Source organism: Ochrobactrum sp. RH2CCR150 (assembly GCA_014138095.1).
Lineage (GTDB): Bacteria > Pseudomonadota > Alphaproteobacteria > Rhizobiales > Rhizobiaceae > Brucella > Brucella gambitense.
Genome location: JACGXE010000005.1, coordinates 275,880 through 292,459, shown reverse-complemented (window position 1 = coordinate 292,459; position 16,580 = coordinate 275,880). Strand labels below are relative to the sequence as shown.

Here is a 16,580-nt window from a genome sequence, read left to right as displayed (position 1 = left end):
GCTTTTCAGATTTAATCCGGGATATATGCCCATCTTCGGGCAAACCGAACCGCTGAAATAACTGTCACAGTTTATTGTCTAGACGAAACGCCAAAAGGAATTTGACATTGATGTCAAATTAGACACCATTGTCCAAAACGTCAAGTCATCTTATGTTGGGCTTATGAAACCTACTGACATAATCGAAATGGCCGCCCCGCCGGTGAAGCGCAGCACCACCGGAAAAGGGCTGAATGCCGCGGCGAACACAGCCGCAATGAAGCCGGGACAGTGCATGAAACGCGATTTCATCCTGTGTTCTGCGGCGCGCGTTTTCTCGCGCGACGGGTTTCAGGGCGCCAGCATCGATCTTATTGCAAACGAGGCAGGCGTCTCGCGCCAGACCATCTATAACCACTACCGTGACAAGGAAGCCTTGCTGGCCGCCGTGGTGGAAGATGCGCTGGACCGCATGAATGCGAGCCTGTTCGCCGTGCTTTCCACTTTTCCACAGACCGGCGACAACCTTGAGCAAGACCTGACGGCTTTTGCGATCCGCATGAGCCGAAACTGCGTTTATGATCCATCGGGCGCGTTTTTGCGCAAACTTGTGCAATCCAGTTCGCCCGACCTGTCGTTTGCGGGATATGCCTGCAAAAACAAGGGGCCAGCGCAGGCTATACCCGCCGTTGCCGCCTGCCTGTCCCGCCTGGCGCTTGCCGGACATCTGCGTCTTGACGATCCCGATCTGGCGGCACTGCATTTCATGGCGCTGATCAGCGCCGACACGCAGCTACACGCCTTGCACGGATGCGCCATCGACGACGATACCATCGAACGCAGCGCCATCAATGGTGTCCGGACATTCCTGCTAGCATTCGGTGCAACTGAATCGCCCTTGGAAGCGGCCCCTCGCCCCTGACAGATCGAGCAGCGCCGCCTCACTTTCGCGATATATATCATCGTTTCCTGCGAGAACGAACTTGACATCTGCCTGCGAATCCGTGGGATAAGAAACCCATGGTACAGGATTTGATCCGTTACGACATTCTCGCTCAGGAAGCCCTTCGTGGCGTCATTCGCAAGGTTCTTGCGGAGGTGGCCAAGGCTGGCCTGCCGGGCAATCATCATTTCTTTATCACGTTCCTCACCGGAGCGCCGGGCGTGCGTATTTCTTCGCGCCTGAAAGAGAAATATCCCGAGCAGATGACAATCGTGTTGCAGCACCAGTTCTGGGACATGAACGTTACGGATCAGCTCTTCGAAGTCGGCCTGTCTTTCGGCGATATTCCTGAAAAGCTGGTCATTCCGTTCTCTGCGGTGCGCGGTTTCTACGATCCGTCCGTCAATTTCGAGCTTGAGTTCGATGTTGCGGCAGTTCAGCCGACCAGCGACAATGACGAAGAGAACAACATCGCGCCAATCGAGATGATGCCGGTCGAATCCGTGCCCGAAAAGCCGGAAAAGCCCAAGGCAAAGTCGCGCAAGTCTTCAGCTGAAAAGCAGGCTGCCGCAGCGAAGGATAATGCTGAAGGCGAAGATACGCCCAAGCCATCTGCCGACGTCGTCTCCCTCGACTCTTTCCGCAAGAAGTAAATTTTCTCTCCCAACTTTGCTTGGAGCCTTGAAACCACTGGCTGCGCTGCAAGCATAATGCTGCGGCGCAGAAGCCGTTTGTATAAAGCCATGGTCAAACGGGATGCTGTTTCATAGTATATCGATGGCTAAGTCGTGCTTTTTGACTTCGATCAAGGCAACCGAAGTTTAAAATGATATGATGGCAGCCATTACGGTAGTTGAAATCAAGGCGGGAATCTCATGGTCCGTTTGTTAGCGCAGGCAGTTCTCTGGATAAGCGGTGTTATCGCTGCGTTCTTCATGGCGAGTGATGCGCCAAACTTTCCCCTTTGGCAGTTGACGATCGGCCTACTGCTGCTCGTCGCGGTTTCGGTCGCGATCTGGTGGTTCACCAATCCCAAGGAACCAAGACAGTAAGCCGTATCGACAGCTTGCAGGTCATCGGAGCGCCGCGTTATAAAAGCGTATATCGACGCAGCAAGGCATCCGAGACATCAAAATGAGCGACATCGTCAATCTGCGGCAGTTCAAGAAAAAGAAAGCGCGTGACGCCAAGGAAAAGCAGGCGGATCAAAACCGCATTCTTTTCGGGCGGACCAAAACGGAAAAAGACTTCGCACGCGAAGTGACGCGCAAGAACGAACGCTTTCTGGATATGAACCGTCTTGAGCACAAAGACGACACGGACGGCGACCGTTGAGCACCGGCGGCCTGCGCAAGCATTCTGTCAGCATTCGCGGCCATGCCACCAGCTATACGCTGGAAGACGAATTCTTCGTCATTCTCAACCAGATCGCCGAGACACGCGGCCAGTCGATTGCCGCCCTTGTCGCAGAGGTGGACAGCAAGCGTGAGCGCACTGCCAATCTCTCCTCGGCGTTGCGACTTCACGTCTTGAACTGGCTCAAATCGCAGATACCATCAGCTTGCTGAGCACAGCCCCGATCAGGGTTGTGGAACAGGTGCGGTCGGCGCAGGCTCCAGAGTTTTCAGAAATTCATTGAGCGATTGACCGCCTTCCGGGCTCGCCAAAGGCGTCGTTGCGCCATTTGTCGCCCCGCCTTCGGGATTGGCTGGCTGCGGCTGCTTCGACTCCAGGCGCTTCTTTTCCTCGGCCTGTTTTTCGGCCGCGACGCGTGCTGCCGCCTCGGTACGGCGGCGCGTCTCGTCTTCCTGCTGGGCGCGCGCGCGTTCTGCCGCATCGGCTTCCAGAACGCCAAGCTGACGGCGCAGACGCTGCTTTTCCATCAGACTGGCCTGCATGGCCTCGACGCGTTCCTGCTCACGCTCGAGCGCGCGCTGCGTCAGGAACTGTACAAGCGGCTGCCTGTCGAAATGCACTTCTGGCCGGTCATAGGTTCCGCCGATGGTGAAGGCCACCTGCGGCGAAAGGCCAGTCTGAGCGGCATCGTCCCCTTGGAATGTAAATGTTCCACTGCCGCCAACGCCAAGCGTCGACAGATCGAATTGCAGGTCGCTTAACAAAGCTGCATTGCCGTCCGACAGGTTGGCCGCAGTCATGCGCGCAGTACCGCCCGCTACCGTGAATTCGAAGCGCGCATCGCCCGGCGTGAAGCGCGCATCCGGCGCGACTGCTTTGGCTGCGATGGCGGCAAACCGCTTCGCATCCAGTTTCTCATCACCGGCAGGCTGATCCCCAATGCCATCAGCGGCTGCGACCATAGCGGGCAGCGCCGCACCATCCAGACCAGCCACCGCGAATTTTTCAACGTCCACGGTCGCCGTGCCCGCCAGCGAGCTGACCAGCGCGGCGGCATTCTCGCCACTGCCATTCAGCGTTACCGCTGCCTTGACGACACCACCCAATGGAGCCGAGCCCTCTTCCAGATGGTAGAAATTGGCGAGATCGGCACCGCTCCATTTGAGATCGGTCGAAAGCAATGCATTCTTGTCGCTGTTGCGCAGTGACAGAGTGCCAACGAGATAGCCACCTGCCCAATTTCCACTCAGTTCCGACAGGCTCAGACTATCAATTGTCTTTTGCAGGCGTGTCGAAAATTCCGTTGCAGTGCCAAAGCCCTGCATATGCGCCTGCGCGACGTTCAGCTTCACATCAATCAGCAGCGGCAAAGACGGACGAACAGCAAAGGCGCCGCGCGGCCAGATGGACTTTTCTGTCGGCTTGGCCGGTTCAAACGCATCCTGTCCAAGCATGATGGCCGCCAGACTGTCGACTTCAAGCGAAGCGAGCTTCGCTTCGCCTTTCAGCTGCGGCAGCCCGCTATCGGCAAAATTAGCCTCCAGCCGCGCCGAAACATCTTCCCCGCCCAACTGACCGGCAAGGTTCGGAAAACGCAGAATGCCTTTGGCAAACTGGAAATCGCTGGAAAGATCGGCGGATAGGCCTTCACCGTAACCGGGCAATGCATAGCCTGCCGTGGCAATGAACGGCTGCAAGTCGGCGGATTTGATATGCGCTTTGCCGCTTGCGGCAATATCACTGCCGATCAGCGAAATCACCCCGTCAGCCGAAGCCGTGCCGTCAGGCGCAGTCAGCTTGAGAAGCGTCCGCATCCCGGCGCTCGGCGCGCCCTGCATGGTCAGATCGGCGGTCAGTTCACCGGCAAGCCCCAATGGCAGCGACGGCAGGCCGATCAAGGCCAGCACCGTCTCCCCCTGATCGGAGGTGGCGGTCCCGTTGAGCTGCATCTGCAAGGGATCAGCATCCGTCTCGCCGCCGCTGGCCGTTCCTGACAGGTCGAGTTTCATTCCACCGGTCTTGCCGGTGACGCTGAAGGAAAACTCGCCGCTGCCGGGGGAAGTCTTGGCCTTCGTATCGGCCGGTCGGGCGCTCTTGCCCTTCGCTGCACCATTCTTCGGGGAATTGGCTTGCGTTTCCGGCCTGACCGGCGCAACCGCATTGGCGATCACGTTGATCTCGCTGTCCTCGAACAGTCCGGGGAAATTCGCCGCACGCGCCGACAAGGCGCGGAACAGCGGCAATTGCGGATAACGATTGGCCATCAGGGAGATGAAGCGTGACAGATCCCCAGAGAGGATCGTCGCATCAAGTTTCCCCGATGGTGAATTGGCGAATGGCTCATAAGCGCCGGTTGCCGTCAGCGTCGCGTCTGCGACATCGTTGATCATCAACCGGTCGAAATCGAAACGTCCGTCGTGAAGGCGCATCGCAACATCAACACTGGCCGCTTCCATATCCTTGAATCGAACAGGCCCGGCCTTGAAGCCGACATTGAGCGTCTGTGCATCCAGAAGCGCCAGCCCCTCGCCGCCAGAGAAGAACGAAACGAAAGCCTGCAAGGCGTCGCTTTCCACAGCGCCGCCTTGGAGATTGACGTCGATGGTCGGCTGCGCCGCGCCATTGACCTGCCGCAACATCGAGCCTTTCAACGAAGTCTTGCCCAGTCCGATCTCAAGATCGTCGATGCGCTGCATGCCGTCGCGCAAATCGACCTTGCCGGAAAAACCTGCCCCGTCCAGCGTGCGGATCGACTCGTCCACTGTCTCATTGAGCCAGGTGGCCAAACCGGACGGCTGGCGGGATGCAACAAGCATTTCGCCCTGAAAGCCGAAATCATCGCCAACGGACAGCTTGCCCTTGGCCTCAACTTTCGTGCGGCCCGGCAAATCGGCAGCGAACTGGCGAATATTCCAGTCGCCACCATCGGGTTCGGCATTGATTGTCACCGAACGAATGGTAGTCCCGCCCGCAACGACTGCTGGCAGGCGAAGGTCGATCCGACCCGGTATGGTCGGGATCGGCAATTGCTCCAGAACCCGGCGCGCAATGGCGATTCGATCCGAAAGCGGCATGACAGTCGTGACCTGCTGGTCTTCCGCCGTCTCGCTCGGACCCCAGAAAATCTGCTGCCCATCGGCACTGATTTCAAAACGCGGTACATTGCCGTAATCGATCAGAGCCTTGCCATTGACGACATAAGGATTGTCGGCTGGCCCCTGCTCCATGCGGAACTCGCTCGCATCGAAACGATCGGTATCGGCGGTGAATTTGCCTGTCAGCCGCAGGCCGCTGAAAAACGGCTTGTCCGCCGACGCTTTGTTCTGGTTTGGACCGTTCTGAGTGACCATATCGGAAGAGCGGAGCGAAAAATCACCCGCATAATTCAAGCGGCCGTCCTTGAGGACGATATCGCCATCCGTTTCGAATGCGGCGGGAATGGCTTCCGGCGAAATACGTGCCCGCAATCTGAGCGAACCGTCGGGCTTGGCCTCGCCGCTCGTCAGATCGACCGCAAGCTTGCGGCCTCCGAGGCTGAAGCTGCTTTGGGCCTGCCATGGCCCGGCAAGGCTGTTAGCGGACAGGACGGCATTCAATCCGGTCGCCTCGTGAATACGTCCGCTCGCCAAGTCATGCAGCGTCACCGCGCCGTCGCTGATCGAAAGCCGCTCGACCTTGATCTGCGATGGATTGAGCGGCGTGGATGGGCGAATTGCCCAATCAACCTTGCCATCCTTGTCCAGCGAAATCGAAACCCGTGGACGCTCGACACGCATGTCGAAAATCAGCACCTGACCACGCAGGAAGGGCATCAGTTCCGCATCCATCGAGAACCGGTCGAGGGTCATGACAGGATGCGTTGCATCAGCCCCGACGCGAACATCGGAAAAGGTCACGGATGGAAACGGCAGCAGTCGCGCATTCACATCGCCCGCCACCTTGACCGGGCGTCCCAGAATACGGCTTGCCTCGCGCTCGAAATCGGCCCGATAGCCGCTCCAGTCGACAAATGGCGGCACCACCAGCGCAGCTGTCAAAAGCAGCACCAGAAGCCCGCCGACAATGACGAATATGCGGCCCAAGAAGCAGCTCCGGTCAGTCAGGTGAATTCGGTCAGGCGCGAGACAACGGGTGAATCACGCCATATTTACCAACGCAACATAGTGCATCAACACACAAAGTGCGAAGTGGTTTTCAGGATTGCGCGGCAACAAAAAACAGCATCGGTTCGGCGACAACAAGGCAAGCTGCCGCCCAACTGATTTAAACATGCCCGCTCATTGAATCGCCATCTGAACCAAGCGGCGCAGATAGCTGATTTGACTCACGAAATCAGGATTTTACCGGGGTTCATGATATTGAGCGGATCGAGCGCCTTTTTGATCATGCGCATATAATCGGTCGCTTCACCAAGCTCCATGGCGAGATATTTCATCTTGCCCTGACCGATGCCATGCTCACCTGTGCAGGTCCCCTCCATGGCAAGCGCCCGCATCACGAGCCTGTCCATGAAAGCTTCCGCCCGTTCCATCTCTTCCGGGTCTTCCGTGTTGAGCAGCAGGAGAAGATGGAAATTGCCGTCGCCGACGTGACCGACAATCGGCGCGATGATGTTGCTCTCTGCCAGATCGCGTTCCGTCTCGGTAATGCAATCGGCCAGACGCGAAATCGGCACACAGAGATCGGTCGAAATGCCCTTGCAGCCGGGACGCAGCAAAGACGAGGCGAAATAGGCGTCATGGCGCGCGCGCCACAGACGATCGCGCTCCTCGGCATCCTGCGTCCAGCGGAACGGTCCGCCGCCATGTCCGGCAGCGATTTCGCCGAAAATCTCGGCCTGTTCCGCAACGCCGGTTTCGGTGCCGTGGAACTCCACGAACAGATAGGGCTGCGCTTCGTAAGGGAGCTTCGAATAGAGGATCAGCGCTTCCATCTGGAGCTTGTTGACCAGCTCGATACGCGCCACCGGAACGCCCATCTGGATCGTATCGATCACCGCGCGACAGGCCGATTCCACATCCGGGAACGGGCAGATGCCGCCCGAAATCGCCTGCGGAATGCCCTGAAGCTTCAAGGTCAGTTCCGTGATGATGCCAAGCGTACCTTCCGCGCCTATCAGCAAACGGGTGAGATCGTAACCGGCGGCGGTCTTCTTCACGCGCTTGGAGGTTTCGATCAGGCGACCATCCGGCATGACGGCCTTCAGCGCCAGAACATTCTCGCGCATGGTGCCGTAACGAACAGCATTGGTGCCGGAAGCTCGCGTCGAGGCCATGCCGCCGAGCGTCGCATTGGCGCCCGGATCGATGGGGAAGAACAGGCCGGTATCGCGCAGATATTCGTTCAGCTCGCGGCGCGTCACGCCCGGTTCGATAACACAGTCGAGATCTTCGGCATGAACGGCCAGAATGCGGTTCATATGCGTCAGATCAAGCGATACGCCGCCTGCCGCCGCATTGACCTGACCTTCGAGCGACGAACCTGCACCGAACGCCACCAGCGGCACGCGATGTTCGGCGCAAATGCGCACCACATCCTGCACGTCCTGCGTATTTTCGGCGAATACCACGATATCTGGCGCTTGCGTCGGCACATAGCTGGTGGTGTGGCCGTGCTGCTCGCGAATGGCCTGCCCGGTCTGCGCCCGCTCGCCAAACCGCTGCTTGAGGATACCGACAGCAGCGGCAATACCCTCTTCATTGCGTGGAAGCGCGATCACATGTTCAAGCGACATTGTTCATTCTCCGGAATATTTAAACAGCAGGAAGAGCGAGCGCCGCCGGGTCCTGCCCCAGCTGCAAGGCGATTGCGCGCACGACGAGATTGTGATCCTCGCGCTGCGGCAAGCCGGAAACGATGGCTGCCCCGATGACACCAGCGCCCGCAACACGGATCGGAAATCCGCCACCCGCCAGCACATAATCATTTACATCCAGCGCCTTGTGCGGCGCAAACATCCGGTCTTCACGATTTTGTTCCAGAACGAGACGATAGGTCGAAGCATGGAAACGGCGCACGACATTGAACTTACGGCGCAGCCATTCCGTATTATCCGCCGTGGTGCCAGCAGTCGCCGCGAAGAACAGGCGACGGTCCCACAGAGAAATATCGATGCCGATGCCGAGCTTTTCCTTCACGGCAATATCGCGAATTCTCTGGCCCAGCGCAAAAGCCTCGTTCTCGTCGAATGATGAAAAAATCAGTGCATGTTCCTGACGGATGATCTGCTTAATGTCGTCGCTTTGCGCCACGTCTATCGCTCCTTGGAAACTCATATGCGTTTCTTGTGCCCCGTCATTCGCATGTTTGCAACAACGGATATCCACCGATGTTCATCGGCAAACTTGATTGATGGTACACAAGGCGCTAGTGGAACCTTATGGCTCAGAACCCCAATATCGATGTGCCTTTGCAGGGCGACCAAATTCCCCCGTTTGTGGAAACAGCCGTGTTCAAGCGCGACGTGTTTTCCGAAACGCGCGCGGGCTATTTTGCGAACGATCCCGACACGCGCATTATCCGCCGTGTGGTGAGTGCCGCGCCCTGGTGGTCAAAGCCGCTGGCATGGATTCTTGCCCGGCGCGAAATACGCGGCCTGAAGACCGTGCGCGGCATCGAAGGCGTGCCGCAGCTGATCGCAACTGACCGCGACGGCCTTTATCGCTCCTGGACAGAAGGCACGCCGCTGCATCTTGCGCGCCCTTCCGATCCGAAATGGTATCTCACCGCGCATCGCATTCTGCGTGATATGCGCCGTCTTGGCGTCACGCATAACGATCTTGCCAAGCCGCAGAACTGGCTGATGACGCCGGAAGGCGAAGCAGCCGTCATCGACTTCCAGCTTGCCAGCGTCCATCGCCGTCGCGGCGCGCTTTATCGCATGATGGCCTATGAAGACTTCCGCCACCTCATCAAGCAGAAGCGGGCTTTTGCCAAAGATCTGATGACGCCAACGGAAAAGCGCATTCTGGCGCGCCGTTCGCTGCCGTCGCGCATCTGGCTAGCCACCGGCAAGAAGGTCTACAACTTCATCACACGCGGCATTTTCAGCTGGTCGGATGGCGAAGGTACGGGCGACCGTATCGACAATGAAGGTCCGGCAATTCTGGCCGCCCTCAAGTCCGATCCACGCGTCAAGGACGTGGCACTGGCGCTTTATTCACTGCCAGCCAAGGGTGTTGGTCTTTATGCCTTCGTGGAAACGCTGGATGCAGACGAGAAAAGCCTGCGGGCGCGCCTGAAAAGCCAGAAGCTGGAGCTTATCCAGCCGGTCGCGCATCTGCCGCGCCGTGAAGACGGCACCGTCCGCGATGACATTCTGCGCCTGATCGCCATGAACCAGATGACGGAGCTGGACGATCTGCTGCAGCGTGAGCCGGAACTGCGCGGTCTTGTTGAAGCGCTGGCCGCCCATCGCCTGAACTTTACGGATCGGCGCGTTACTCAATTAGAGTAGTCGAATAGACAAGCCCGTCCGGGTCTTTGTTTTTCGTGAGCGAATCATTACATTCGGGGTCAGATGTCCGATTTTCCCGACGATATGCCTTTTTTCGGCGATGATGCACCGGCTGGCCGCGCGCCAGCTACCGGCGGTATTGCTGCGCGCGCCATGGCCGCACGCAACCAGCAGCGCGGCGAGCCCGACTACCTGAAAGGGCTTAACCCGGAACAGCGGCAGGCCGTGCTGACAACGGAGGGCCCGGTTCTGGTGCTTGCGGGTGCTGGCACCGGCAAGACCCGCGTTCTGACCACCCGCATCGCCCACATCATCACCACCGGCCTTGCCTATCCCAGCCAGATTCTCGCCGTGACCTTCACCAACAAGGCCGCGCGCGAAATGAAGGAGCGTATCGGCCATCTGGTCGGGGGCGCGGTGGAAGGCATGCCGTGGCTCGGCACGTTCCACTCCATCGGTGTGAAATTGCTGCGCCGGCATGCGGAACTGGTCAATCTCACATCCGATTTCACCATTCTCGATACCGACGATGTGATCCGGCTGATCAAGCAGCTCATTCAGGCAGAAGGTCTGGATGACAAGCGCTGGCCTGCCCGCACCTTCGCCAATATGATCGACGGCTGGAAGAACAAAGGTTTTGGCCCATCCGACATTCCGGAAGGCGATGCGCGGTCGTTCGGCAATGGCAAGGGCCGCGAATTGTATCAGGCCTATCAGGACCGCCTGCGCACGCTGAACGCCTGCGATTTCGGCGATCTTCTGCTGCACCCGATCCGCATCTTCCGCAACCACCCCGATATCCTGCGCGAATATCACGCCAAGTTCCGCTATATTCTGGTGGACGAGTATCAGGACACCAACACCGCCCAATATCTCTGGCTGCGCTTGCTCGCACAAAGACCGCAAGCCAAAGGCACCGCTCCTGCCCCAATTTCGGCAGACGGCCAGCAGGCACGAACCGGCGCGAGCGAAAACAAAGTGAACCTGTGCTGCGTCGGCGATGACGACCAGTCGATCTACGGCTGGCGTGGAGCGGAAGTGGACAACATTCTGCGCTTCGACAAGGATTTTCCGGGCGCAGTTGTAATCAAGCTTGAGCGCAACTACCGCTCGACCGCGCATATTCTCGGCACTGCCGCGCATCTGATCGCCCATAATGAGGGCCGTCTCGGCAAAACGCTTTTCACCGAAGCGCCAAACCCCGACGACCCGCGCGTGAAGGTGCATGCGGCTTGGGATTCGGAAGAAGAAGCCCGTGCAGTCGGCGAAGCGATTGAACAGGCACAGCGTCAGGGTCATCTGCTGAACAATATGGCGATCCTCGTGCGCGCTTCTTTCCAGATGCGCGAGTTCGAAGATCGCTTCGTGACGCTTGGTCTCAACTACCGCGTTATCGGCGGCCCGCGCTTCTATGAACGGCTCGAAATCCGCGATGCGCTCGCCTATATGCGCGTCGTCGCACAGCCAGCCGATGATTTGGCGCTGGAGCGGATTATCAACACGCCGAAGCGCGGTCTGGGCGAAGCTGCCATTCGTCAGGTGCATGATTATGCCCGCGCCCGCGACATTTCGATGTTCTCTGCTGCCTGCGATCTGATCGAAACGGAAGAGCTGAAGCCAAAGCCACGCTCAGCCCTGCGCGAAGTCGTGGAGAACTTCCTCCGCTGGCAGTCGCTGCTCGACAACACACCGCATACGGAACTCGCCGAGACCATTCTGGACGAATCCGGCTACACCGCGATGTGGCAGAACGACAAGACGGCGGAAGCGCCGGGACGATTGGAAAACCTCAAGGAACTGATCCGTTCCATGGAGGATTATGAAAGCCTGCGTGGTTTCCTGGAGCATATCGCTCTGGTGATGGATGCCGAGCAGAATGAAAACATGGATGCCGTCAACATCATGACGCTGCATTCGGCCAAGGGGTTGGAATTCGAAACCGTGTTCCTGCCCGGCTGGGAAGAAGGTCTGTTCCCTCACCAGCGCGCGCTTGATGAGGGCGGACGCTCCGGGCTGGAGGAAGAACGCCGCCTCGCCTATGTCGGCGTCACTCGCGCCAAGAAAAACCTGCATATCTGGTTCGTGTCCAACCGGCGCATCCACGGCATGTGGCAATCGACCATTCCGTCACGTTTTCTGGAAGAACTCCCGGAAGCACATGTTGAGGTCGCCGAGCTGGAAGGCAATTACGGCGGCTATGGCGGTGGTTACGGCCAGTCCCGTTTCGACCGGGCCGATCCTTTCCAGAATAGCTATTCGACGCCGGGCTGGCAGCGTGCGCAGCAGAACCGTTCGGAAGCCACGCGCAACAATTGGGGCTCACGCTCCGGCAGTCGTGTGGAACGCGTCGGTTATGGCGAAACGGATTCCGGCTTCGGCGCCGGGCGCGGTTCGGTCAAGGGCCGCACGATCGAAGGCGAACTGGTCGCGAAGTCGGTTGCCGACAAGCCTTCGGCTTTCAAGGTTGGCGACCGCGTGTTCCACCTGAAATTCGGCAATGGCAAAGTCGCCGCTATCGACGGCAACAAGCTGACCATCGACTTCGACAAGGCAGGACAAAAGCGCGTTCTCGACGGCTTCGTCCAGCCTGCCTGACACGAGACAAAAGCGAGCCGGGTTATTCCGGCTTGCCCTTCTCCCAAGTCACATCACCCCTGAACAGCGGCACGGTTGAGAGCGACGTCTTGGCCGAGCCGTCCTGTACCTGACTGGCATGGGCGAGATAGAGCAGTGTGTTATTCTGCTTGTCGAAAATGCGGGTGATGACCAGCTTCTTCCAGATCAGGCTGGTGCGCTCCGAAAAGACCCGTTCACCCTTCTGGCTCAGCTCAATATCGCCGATTGAAACCGGTCCGGTCTGCTCACAGGAAATGGATGCATTGGAAGGGTCTTCAAACCACTTCCCCTTTTGCAACCGGTCGATCATGCTGCGCGAGAAGGATGCGAGATGACAGGTCACACCCTTGACCTTCGGATCGGGCACCGCATCAATGACGATATCATTCCCGACCCAGTCCACGCCAACCTTGCCAACCTGTTCGGCGCTAGCCGGCAGGACCGAAACGGCAAGAAGAGCGAAAGCGGCGAAAGTCTGCTTCATCATGTTCTCCCTGAAAACCTGTGAGGAGAAGTGGCGCGACCAGCCTGTCTTTGCAAGTGCTTACTGAAAAACACCCGCCGCCGAACCGCCTATTCCCACTTATTGAGGAAGTCGCCTATCGCCATGGTTTGCATGTCGGGCACGGCCTCGAACAGCTTCTCGACCGGCCAGTCCCACCAGTTAAGCTTCAGCAGCCGTTCGCTAATGGCGTCGTCGAAGCGCTTGCGAATGAGCTTAGCCGGAACGCCGCCAACCACCGTATAAGGCGCGACATCCTTCGTCACGACAGCATTCGCGCCGATCACCGCACCATGACCGACCGTCACACCCGGCGTGATAACTGCGCCATGGCCGATCCAGACATCATTGCCGATAACCACCCGTTTTGCCTGACGGCGCGCGCGAAACTCGCCATCAACACCCAGATAGCGAAAATATTCGTTGGGACGATAGCTCAGCTTATGCGTGGTGAGCCGTTCCATCGGGTGTTCCAGCGCATTGATCCGCACATTGGCGGCGATGGAGCAGAACTTGCCGATCTCGGCATAAATGCCTTCGCCATTGCGTTCGAAATAGGTGAAATCACCGACCGTCACTTCGCGCAGGATGACCCGCTCGCCAATATCGGCATAGCGCCCCAGCTTGGACGATTTGAGCTGCGCCGTCGAATGAATGCGCGGCTCGCTGTTCTGGAAACGAAGGTCGTCGGAATTGGCCATCAAAAGTCTCAAAATTGCCCAAAGACAGCCTAGGCCGCCTGCTGCGAACTCTGTTCGCTCGATAAGTACGCCTTGATAGCATTCGGCAGGACGTCGTCAAACTTCGCGATCAACATCCCATGGATTTCTGCCCGGAACTCTGGCTCAAATCGTTCAAACCCTTGCACGCAACCGAAGGGTGCTGAACCGTCTCTGATCTTGTCCAGTTCTTCGCCCCAGTGCTTGGCCTGCACAAAATCGAGATAAGCCAGCTCCCGCACGGCATGGACCGGCGTGTGATGCTGCGCGATTTCCAGATGGTTGGCGAGGGAAACCGTGTTGAACTGCTCGATATTGCGATAGCGGAAGCCGACCTGACGGTTCAACACATCCGGTTGTGCCGAGAAGAACGATGCCAGCGTGCTGCGTCTCAGCGGATGCGGGTGGTGATGAATGCTCAGAAACCTGTCCTTCACTCCAGCCGTGACAGCCCCTTTCCACTGCGCAAGGCGGAATTTCGGGAAGGTGTATTCGTATCTGGAAATTTTTCCCAGAAAGCGCCGCAGCTTGTATTTCAAACGGGTATTTTCCGGTCGCACCCAGTCACCATGCAGTCTGGGCAGTCCGTTCTCGTAAAAATCGGACACGTCCAACGGAGCATTCAGGAAGAAATCATCGTTCGAATAGATGAAGTGTTCCGACAGGCCGGGAATGCGCCACACAGCCCCCTCAATCGCTCTCGCATTGAAGGACGGGCGCGCCGCCGGAAGATCTTGGAAAATATCGTCATGCGAGACAATCTGGATGAAGGACGGATCGCATTTGCCCTCGGCGGCAAAAGCATCAAGCAGCCGCGGCTTCTGATTGTCGGTGATGATGAAAATACGCCGTATGAACGGCGCGAACTTAATAACCGACGCGATATTGTAATAAATCTCGCCATTATCGAAGTAGCGCTCACTGGTCACCGCTTCGAAATGGGTCTTTTCGGATTCTGGCGCAAATTGCTGCCGGGAAGACTTATGCGCAGGATCCTGACCGTCCACCCACGCGATTACGTAATCGATTTCCAACACGCTTCTCTTACAATATTGCAGTTTTATAATGGAAATATAACAATCCTCCGGGCAACTCCAAACGAATTAGCCGACTTTCTTATTCAACTTTGGTTGTCCGGCAAACAAACGAACCGACAAAAGTTTCAGAAATTATTGAAAATTAGAAAAAGAACCGTAGATTAGGCGTAGTCTGAAGTGCAGCCTGTCGGTTCGGCAAGTTCGAGCTGCTTCGGGATTGAACCAATCTCGAAAATGTTGCTCTTCGTGATCGCGGAATACGGCTATGATGACGGTTCTGCCCGCACCAGAAAAATAGGTTGTAAAGCGGCGCGCGAATGCCGTTCGAATATGCAAGGTCGACTGGACATGAAAAAATTCCTGCCCATCTTCATCGTAGCCTTCATCGTCGTGATTGTCGGCGCTGCTGGTCTCAACATGTTTCGGGATCGCGAGGCCGCGAAGGAACCCTTCGGCGGACCGCTCAATCTCGTCACGATGGATGGACAGCCATTTACCGAAAAAGATCTGCGCGCCACGCCGGCTGTCGTCTTTTTCGGCTTCACCCATTGCCCGGATGTCTGCCCCACCACGCTTTACGAACTTGACGGCTGGCTGAACCAGCTTGGCAACGACGGACAGGACCTCAAGGCCTATTTCATCACCGTTGATCCGGAACGCGACACGCAGGACATCATGAAGACCTATGTGGGCAATGTCTCGAAGCGTATTGTCGGCATCACCGGCACGCCGGAAAACATCGCCGACATGGTCAAGTCCTACCACATCTATGCCAAGAAGGTTCCGGGTGAAGACGGCGAATACAGCATGGATCACACGGCATCGGTCTTCCTGCTCGACAAGGGCGGACGGTTCCGCAGCACCATCGCCTATCAGGAAAACCCGGATACCGCTCTGGAAAAGCTGAAGAACCTCGCCAAGGGCGCTTCTGCCGGCTAATCCTGAACTGATATCTGCTTTCTATGGCAACCGCCCTTTGGCGGGCATGTAAATCCCAAAGATTCGGAGCGCCATTTATGTGTTCGGATGGACGCGCGGCGCTCCGACAGCTAAACAGAAGCTCTTGAACTTTTAGAGAGCTTTTTACCTCATGGCCCAATCACGACTTTTCTTTTCGGCGAACAAGACGGAAGCCGAGCGCGTTTATAATATTCTCGAACAGGCTTTCGAGGATGACGGCTTTCCAATCGCCATCACCGAAATCGATGAAGACCGGCAGATTTTCGAAGTCTCGGTCTATGTCGAAGACGGTGCTGAAGAGGTCGCGACCCGTGTGGACGAACTGGTTGGGGCCGACAAATTCGAAACCGAGGAACTGCCGGATATCGATTGGGTCACCCATTCGCTCGAGGGCCTGAAGCCGGTTCGCGCCGGACGATTCTTCGTCCATGGCTCGCATGACCGCGACAAGATCGAACCGAACGACATTCCGATTGAAATCGATGCAGGTCTGGCCTTCGGCACAGGCCATCACGGCACGACAGCGGGCTGCCTCGAACTGATCGAGGAAGTGGTTGAGAACGAACATCCGACCAACGCACTCGATCTTGGAACCGGCAGCGCCGTATTGGCCATCGCCATCGCAAAGCTCGCGCCGATCCCGGTTCTCGCCACCGACATCGACCCCATTGCGGTTACCGTCGCGGCAGAAAACGCCGCCAAGAATGGCGTTGCCGAGCACGTCATCACGGCGACGGCCGAAGGTTTCGACCATTCAATCTTCCGGTCCTATACGCCTTTCGATCTGATCGTCGCGAATATCCTTGCCAATCCGCTGATTGAACTTGCGCCTTCGTTGAAGCAGCATCTGGCTCCGAGCGGCTCGATTGTTCTGTCCGGCATTCTGGAAAGCCAGCACGATGCAGTGCTCGCTGCCTATCAGGCACAGGGCTTGACGCATCAAAAGACGCTTCATCGCGAAGGCTGGGTGGCGATCCATCTGAAGTGATGGATTCCCGAACCAGAACCCAGA

The 16,580-nt window shown here is 57.6% G+C and carries 15 protein-coding genes; 9 read left to right on the top strand and 6 right to left on the bottom strand.

Annotation, left to right across the window (positions count from 1 at the left end):
* Positions 1 to 163 precede the first annotated feature (163 nt).
* The 5 genes from FHW03_RS13370 to FHW03_RS13350 all read left to right on the top strand — a co-directional run bounded on the left by FHW03_RS13370 (position 164) and on the right by FHW03_RS13350 (position 2,490).
* Entirely contained in the window at positions 164 to 901 is a 738-nt protein-coding gene (locus FHW03_RS13370) for a TetR/AcrR family transcriptional regulator (protein ID WP_182521072.1), read from the top strand.
* A 98-nt stretch (positions 902 to 999) separates the two neighbouring features.
* Positions 1,000 to 1,575: an SspB family protein gene (locus tag FHW03_RS13365; RefSeq protein WP_182521071.1), complete on the top strand. Its 576-nt coding sequence runs from the start codon at positions 1,000 to 1,002 to the stop codon at positions 1,573 to 1,575.
* 222 nt (positions 1,576 to 1,797) lie between these two features.
* Positions 1,798 to 1,974: a hypothetical protein gene (locus FHW03_RS13360; RefSeq protein WP_182521070.1), complete on the top strand. Its 177-nt coding sequence runs from the start codon at positions 1,798 to 1,800 to the stop codon at positions 1,972 to 1,974.
* 82 nt (positions 1,975 to 2,056) lie between these two features.
* Positions 2,057 to 2,257, top strand: coding sequence for a DUF4169 family protein (locus FHW03_RS13355; RefSeq protein WP_182521069.1), 201 nt, complete (start codon positions 2,057 to 2,059; stop codon positions 2,255 to 2,257).
* Positions 2,254 to 2,490 carry a ribbon-helix-helix domain-containing protein gene (locus FHW03_RS13350; protein WP_182521068.1) on the top strand — a complete coding sequence of 79 codons (237 nt, stop codon included), beginning with the start codon at positions 2,254 to 2,256 and terminating at the stop codon, positions 2,488 to 2,490. The genes FHW03_RS13355 and FHW03_RS13350 overlap by 4 nt, the downstream gene beginning before the upstream one ends.
* Positions 2,491 to 2,502: 12 nt before the next feature.
* On the opposite strand, the gene FHW03_RS13345 is transcribed toward FHW03_RS13350, so the two are convergent.
* The 3 genes from FHW03_RS13345 to FHW03_RS13335 form a co-directional block, all read right to left on the bottom strand.
* Positions 2,503 to 6,360, bottom strand: a complete 3,858-nt coding sequence (locus FHW03_RS13345; protein WP_182521067.1) for an AsmA family protein — start codon at positions 6,358 to 6,360, stop codon at positions 2,503 to 2,505.
* Positions 6,361 to 6,602: 242 nt separating this feature from the next.
* Complete coding sequence (locus tag FHW03_RS13340) at positions 6,603 to 8,012, bottom strand: FAD-linked oxidase C-terminal domain-containing protein (RefSeq protein ID WP_182521066.1); 1,410 nt, start codon at positions 8,010 to 8,012, stop codon at positions 6,603 to 6,605.
* A gap of 19 nt (positions 8,013 to 8,031) precedes the next feature.
* Positions 8,032 to 8,553: a heme-degrading domain-containing protein gene (locus FHW03_RS13335; protein ID WP_210277261.1), complete on the bottom strand. Its 522-nt coding sequence runs from the start codon at positions 8,551 to 8,553 to the stop codon at positions 8,032 to 8,034.
* A gap of 104 nt (positions 8,554 to 8,657) precedes the next feature.
* Here FHW03_RS13335 and FHW03_RS13330 point away from each other — a divergent pair, with 104 nt between their 5' ends.
* Positions 8,658 to 9,734 (top strand): serine/threonine protein kinase, encoded by a 1,077-nt coding sequence (locus FHW03_RS13330; RefSeq protein WP_182521065.1) that lies wholly within the window; start codon positions 8,658 to 8,660, stop codon positions 9,732 to 9,734.
* 63 nt (positions 9,735 to 9,797) lie between these two features.
* Entirely contained in the window at positions 9,798 to 12,329 is a 2,532-nt protein-coding gene (locus FHW03_RS13325) for a UvrD-helicase domain-containing protein (protein ID WP_182521064.1), read from the top strand.
* 22 nt (positions 12,330 to 12,351) lie between these two features.
* On the opposite strand, the gene FHW03_RS13320 is transcribed toward FHW03_RS13325, so the two are convergent.
* From FHW03_RS13320 to FHW03_RS13310, 3 genes are all read right to left on the bottom strand, one after another.
* Positions 12,352 to 12,834 (bottom strand): CreA family protein, encoded by a 483-nt coding sequence (locus tag FHW03_RS13320; protein ID WP_182521188.1) that lies wholly within the window; start codon positions 12,832 to 12,834, stop codon positions 12,352 to 12,354.
* An 89-nt stretch (positions 12,835 to 12,923) separates the two neighbouring features.
* Positions 12,924 to 13,553 (bottom strand): DapH/DapD/GlmU-related protein, encoded by a 630-nt coding sequence (locus FHW03_RS13315; protein WP_182521063.1) that lies wholly within the window; start codon positions 13,551 to 13,553, stop codon positions 12,924 to 12,926.
* A gap of 29 nt (positions 13,554 to 13,582) precedes the next feature.
* Positions 13,583 to 14,605: a hypothetical protein gene (locus tag FHW03_RS13310; RefSeq protein ID WP_182521062.1), complete on the bottom strand. Its 1,023-nt coding sequence runs from the start codon at positions 14,603 to 14,605 to the stop codon at positions 13,583 to 13,585.
* Between the two features lie 351 nt (positions 14,606 to 14,956).
* Here FHW03_RS13310 and FHW03_RS13305 point away from each other — a divergent pair, with 351 nt between their 5' ends.
* Both FHW03_RS13305 and FHW03_RS13300 read left to right on the top strand, forming a co-directional pair.
* Entirely contained in the window at positions 14,957 to 15,547 is a 591-nt protein-coding gene (locus tag FHW03_RS13305) for an SCO family protein (RefSeq protein ID WP_182521061.1), read from the top strand.
* A gap of 151 nt (positions 15,548 to 15,698) precedes the next feature.
* Complete coding sequence (locus FHW03_RS13300) at positions 15,699 to 16,556, top strand: 50S ribosomal protein L11 methyltransferase (RefSeq protein WP_182521060.1); 858 nt, start codon at positions 15,699 to 15,701, stop codon at positions 16,554 to 16,556.
* The last annotated feature ends 24 nt before the right edge of the window (positions 16,557 to 16,580 follow it).